At 70.6% G+C, this 5,395-nt stretch carries 3 protein-coding genes and 1 pseudogene; all 4 read left to right on the top strand.

What is annotated here, in order from left to right:
• Positions 1-358: pseudogene (locus tag ACK5KK_RS16175) on the top strand (ABC transporter ATP-binding protein); the annotation flags it as partial.
• Positions 355-1,449 (top strand): ABC transporter permease, encoded by a 1,095-nt coding sequence (locus tag ACK5KK_RS16170; RefSeq protein ID WP_416891107.1) that lies wholly within the window; start codon positions 355-357, stop codon positions 1,447-1,449. The pseudogene ACK5KK_RS16175 and the gene ACK5KK_RS16170, both read left to right, overlap by 4 nt.
• A gap of 160 nt (positions 1,450-1,609) precedes the next feature.
• Complete coding sequence (locus ACK5KK_RS16165; protein ID WP_416891106.1) at positions 1,610-3,211, top strand: DUF222 domain-containing protein; 1,602 nt, start codon at positions 1,610-1,612, stop codon at positions 3,209-3,211.
• 75 nt (positions 3,212-3,286) lie between these two features.
• On the top strand, positions 3,287-5,383 hold the full coding sequence (locus ACK5KK_RS16160) for a carboxypeptidase-like regulatory domain-containing protein (protein WP_416891105.1): 2,097 nt from the start codon (positions 3,287-3,289) through the stop codon (positions 5,381-5,383).
• The last annotated feature ends 12 nt before the right edge of the window (positions 5,384-5,395 follow it).

Here is a 5,395-nt window from a genome sequence, read left to right as displayed (position 1 = left end):
CGTCCTCTCCGAACTCGAAGAGGTGGCCGACGACGCCGTGTTCCTGGTGGCGGGTGAGACCGTGGACGCCGACCGCGTCGCGGCCGCGGCCGAACGCGCCCGCACGTGGCGCATCCGGCTCGCGGACCTAGACCCGCGCGAGGGTGTCGTGCCGGTGGCGCAGGTGCTGGGGCTGGATGCCGCGCTCATCCCCGTCGACCGCCGAGACCTGCTGGTGTCGTTCCCCGGCGATGCCGCTGCCGCCGCGGGCCTGGCCGCGCTCATCGGCGCGGGGCTGCCAGTCGCCGAGTTCGCCGCCGCGACGGGGACCCTGGAGCACACCTTCTTGGATCTGGGCGACGAGGGGAGCGACCGATGAGCCCGGCACGGTTGGGCACTCTCGTCCGCCTCGATCTTCTGCAGCGGCTGCGTTCGATCGCCTGGTACGTGCTGCTGGGTGTGTTCGCTCTGCTGCTGCTGGGCGCAACGGTGCTGTCGCAGTTCGCCTTCGGCGTCAGCGCCGACGGGTGGGGGTCGGGGGTGTATTCCGTCGTCGTCTACATCACGCTGCTGCTCGTGATGCTCGTCTCGCCCACGCTCAGCGGCAACAGCATCAACGGCGACCGCGACGGGGCGACCCTCGCGCCCGTGCAGGTCACGCTCGCCACGACCGGTGAGATCCTGTGGGCGAAGTTCCTGGCGGCCTGGGTGACGGGGCTCGCGTTCGTCGTTGTCGCCGTCCCGTTCCTCGTCTTCGCGGCGCTCACCGGTGCGGTGTCCGCGGCGACCGGGGTGGTGGCGGTCGCGGTGCTCATCGTCGAGGCGGGGATCGTGGCCGCGATCGGCGTCGCCGTATCGGGGCTGCTGTCCCGGCCGCTGTTCTCCGTCGCGACGACCTACCTCGTGGTCGCGGCTCTCACGGTGGGGACGGTGATCGGGTTCGGCCTGATCGGCACCGCCATCCGCTCCGACGCCACCATGACCTCCCGCGATCTGGCGTACGACCCCGTGACGGGGGAACCGATCTGCATCGACGGCGCGACCGACTGCGAGATGGACCCCCGGCTGATGGAGTGTGGTCCGTGGACCGTCGACGAGTACACCCTGCCGAGGTACGACACGGTGTGGTGGCTGCTGGCGGCGAACCCGTTCGTGATCCTCGCCGACGCGACCCCCACGACGTTCGACCGCTACGGGAGCCCGCAGGACCTGTTCGGGCAGGTCAAGGTCGGCATCCGCTTCGCGCAACTGCCCCCGGACCTGGACACCCGATGGGACGGCTGCGCCGGGGGCGAGTGGTCGTCACAGAACGATCAGTCCACGGCGGAGGAGATGCTCGCGTCGACGATCCCCAGCTGGTTCGTCGGCCTGGGCGTGCAGGTGCTGCTGGCGGCGGGACTGCTGTGGGGTGCGTGGATGCGGATGCGCACGCCGGCGCGCCGGCTGCCGCGCGGATCACGGATCGCGTGAGTGATCGCTCCGATTCCCCCGGTGCAACCCCTCCTTCAGGTGAGAGCGCACTCCGGTGTCACGACACCCACGTAGACTTATAGAAGAAATAGACGACTGAGTTTTCCACGACTTGCCAAGTATTCGAACAAATGTCGGAGGGTGATGGCATGCTGGGGCTATGACGTTCTTGACCGAGTTCACCGAGAGGGCGAGGCGGGTTGTGGGCCACCGTGAACTCGACGTGGACGCCGGCGAGCTTGTGGCCACCCTGCGGTCCCTGGGCGACGACGCGGTCGTCGGGATGGTCGCTGACGTCGCCGCGCTCGAGGTGTGCGCGGAGCGGTTGAAGGTGGCCGCGGCGGCGGTCATCGCCGAGCGGTCGGCGACTCCGGGCGGGGGATTGTCGGGCGGTCGGGGGCATCGATCGGCCGTGACCCTCGTGCAAGAGATCACCGGCGGCACCCGCGCCGACGCGTCTCGCACCATCCGGGTCGGGCAGTCGCTCCTCGACGGCGAGGCGGCACCTGCGGGCACCGATGGTGCGGCGGGCACCGGGGCGGATGCCGAGGAACTCGGCGATGCCGGCACACCCGAGGGCGGTGCGGCGGGGCCCGGCGGTGCGTGTGTGTGGCACGCGGGATTGCGCACGGCGTTGTTCCAGGGGGAGTTGACGGCGGCGCAGCACGACGCGATCCGTGGGGGTCTGGGGGAACCGCCGTCGGTGGCGGATGCCGATCAGGTGTGGGCGGTCGCCGCGCGGAAGCTCGTAGACGAGGCCGCGAGCATCCCGGTCGAACAGCTCGCGAAACGAGCGCGGGCGATGCGCGACGCGCTCGACCCGGACGGCGCGGCGGATCGGTTCACGGCGCGGTTCGAGACCCGGTCGTTCCGGATGTGGACCGACGAACACGGGGCCCGGCACGCACGGATCGCCTTCGATGACGAGATGGCGGCATGGGTCGACGCGGTCTTCGACGCCGCGCTGCGGCCACGCCGCGGCGGGCCCCGGTTCATGACCGATGCCGAACGCGCCCGCGCCGCCGACCTCGCCCGCGACGAGCGCTCGAACGATCAACTCGCGTACGACCTCGCGATGGACCTGTTCCGGGCCGGTGCGCTGGCCACCACGGAAGACGTGTTCGGCGCGCGCCAGGCCGGTGTCCGGCTCGTCGCCCTCACCGACACGATCGGTCCCCGCGACGCCTTCGGCCGACTCCGCACCGTCGTGCACGTCGAGGACGGCGGGGCTGCGCTTCCCGGCGCGGTCCTCGACCGGGCATTGTGCGACACAGGCACGGTCCCTGTGACGCTCGACCGGCACGGGAACCCCCTCGACGTCGGCCGGGAGCACCGGCTCTACACTCCGAAACAGCGCATCGCGCTCGCCATCCGCGACGGCGGCTGCATGTGGCCCGGTTGCGACCGCCCACCCGGATACTGCGAAGCCCACCACCAAGAGCCCTGGTCGCACGGGGGACAGACCAACTGCGACACCGGGATCCTGCTCTGCCGATACCACCATCTGCTTCTCCACAACCAGGGCTGGCGAATCACCCGCCCCGGGCACGGACCCTTCCACCTCCATCCGCCCGGCGGCGGTGAGGCGATCCCGCTCCGATCCAGATCGCCGCTCACCTGGGCGTGGGCACCGCCGCCGGACCGCCCCGGCTGGCGAACCGCATCAGCAGCGCCCGCCGCGCGACACGGGATGCCGTCGGCTGACGACGCGCGAACACCATGTCGGCCGCGACCCCCGCCGCCGGGCCGGGGGCCGCGGTGACGTATCAGCGGCCGCCCGCACCCGCTCCTTGGAGGTGTTCGGCGTACACGTCGGGCCCTACTTCGGAGGTGGCTCATGCCAGAGAAGACAACGATCACGGTGCCGCTTGACTTCAGCGCGATCGAAAAAGATGTGAACGCCGGGGATGCCGTCAAAGTCGTCGGCCGAGCCGCCGATGGAACGGTCGTCAGCGCGACGGTCCCGGTGACCTCGGCGGCGGCCAAAGCCACGCTGACCTTCGCGGGCGACCCCGGCACCGTCGTCGTTGCGATCGGCCCGGCGGCGGCGACCGACGACGAGATCCTCCAGGCCGAGAGCCCCGAGATCACGATCCCGTCGCGGCTGCTGCGGCGCGGCCTCGACCTGAAACCCATCAGAGTCGGATCCTGGTACTGGGACCGGTGGAAGCGGCAGTGTCGCACGATCGCCGTGAAAGGAAAGGTGGTGTGCGCCGACGGCACCGCGGTCCCCGCGGCCACGGTGACAGCATCCGACATCGACTGGTGGTTCCTGTGGAGTTCCACTCAACAGGTCGCCACCGCCACGACCGGTCCCGACGGCACGTTCGAGATGACGTTTCGCTGGTGCTGCGGCCTGTTCCCCTGGTGGTGGTGGTTCCGCAACCGCACCTGGCAGTTCGACAGGGCACTCGCCCAACGGGTCAATGCCGTCGCCGGCAAGCGGGCACTCCTCGACCCGCCGGTGGCCCAGCCGAGCCTGGCGGCGACCCGCTCGCTCCTCACGAAGGCCGGCTCCCCGGTACTCGACGTCGTCGACACGCCGCTGGTCGACCTGGATCCGAAGACCCTGGACCGGGCGCGCGCCGACCTGACCGCGGTGCTGCCGCCGGCACCCGAACTGGAGCGCCTCGGCATCTGGCCGTGGGCGCCCTGGGCGCCGTGGCGCGACTGCCGGCCCGACCTGGTGTTCACCGTGACGCAGGACTGCGGGCAGGGTCCGGTGGTCGTGGTGGACGAGAACGTCACGCAGGCGCGGTGGGACGTCCCCGATGAGGTGACGGTCACGCTGGTGGCGGACGAGAACGCGTGCTGCGCGGTGCCGCCCGATGCGACCGAATGCCTGTTCGTGGACGCCGTCTGCGGGCAGCCCGTCTCACGGATCGCCGGAAACGTCGATGCCCCGGCCGCGCCAGCCGCCGTGACCGGCTACCTGGTGACCACGGTGGACGGCGTGGACCAGTCCATCGACGCGCCGTTCGGGGGCGACGTCCCCGTCGATCATGCCCCGAGCAGCCTCACCGGCATCGACTACTACGGCTTCGAGTACTCCACCGACGGCGGGACCACCTGGCATCCGCTGTCGCCCGGCGAGCTGCGCGCGTTCGACCGCGGGTGGCACAACTTCGATGTCGCCGATCTGAACCCGGACGGCACCGTCACCTTCGGTGTCGACTCGGCGGGAGGCTACGGAGTGTACGAGACCCGTCGGCACTGGGAGGACACCCACTTCGGGGACTGGGCGCCGGCCGGCGACCGGTACTGGAAGTCGGTGAACTTCAGCCGACTGCTGCAGCTCGACTCGCCGAAGCTGTCCGACGGCGTCTACGCGTTCCGCGTCGTCTCGTTCGTGCAGACGGCACCGGGTGTCTTCGAAGGACCCCACCCGGCGCCCGGATGCGACGGCGAACAAGAGACATTCACCCTCGCGTTGGACAACCGGCTGATCACCGACGTGGGACACGACCTGACGCACAACTGCGACGGGGGCGTGCATCAGTGCACCACCGAGCCGGACACGGCCATCACCGGCGTGCAGATCGACGGCGCCACCGTCGGACCCTGCGACCTGGTGCGCCGCGAGGGCGGTGACGTCGTGATCGAGTTCACCGTCACCGACCCCGACGGCCACCTCGACTGGTTCAGACTGGAGAGCCGGTACGGCAACTCGGGCAGTGTGGATCTGCTCGCCGCGGGCACGCTCGCGTGCATCAGCGGCGGGCCGGATGCCTCGAACTACGCCGCCGCGCTCGCCGGAGGTGCCGTGCGGCCGACGTGGGGCGGTGGCCGGTACCGCCTGCAGGTGCCGATCGAGCAGGCGTTCCCGCAGGACTGCTGCTACCTGTTGCGGCTGACCGCGCAGAAACGCACCCGGGTGTCGTGCATCGGTCGCATGACCAACGTCAGCGAGATGAGCCTCGGGGTCGGGGTCTGACATGGGATGCTG

The organism is Microbacterium sp. (genome assembly GCF_047972865.1).
In the GTDB taxonomy this organism is placed as follows: Bacteria; Actinomycetota; Actinomycetes; order Actinomycetales; family Microbacteriaceae; genus Microbacterium.
This window is presented reverse-complemented; position numbering and strand designations above follow the sequence as displayed.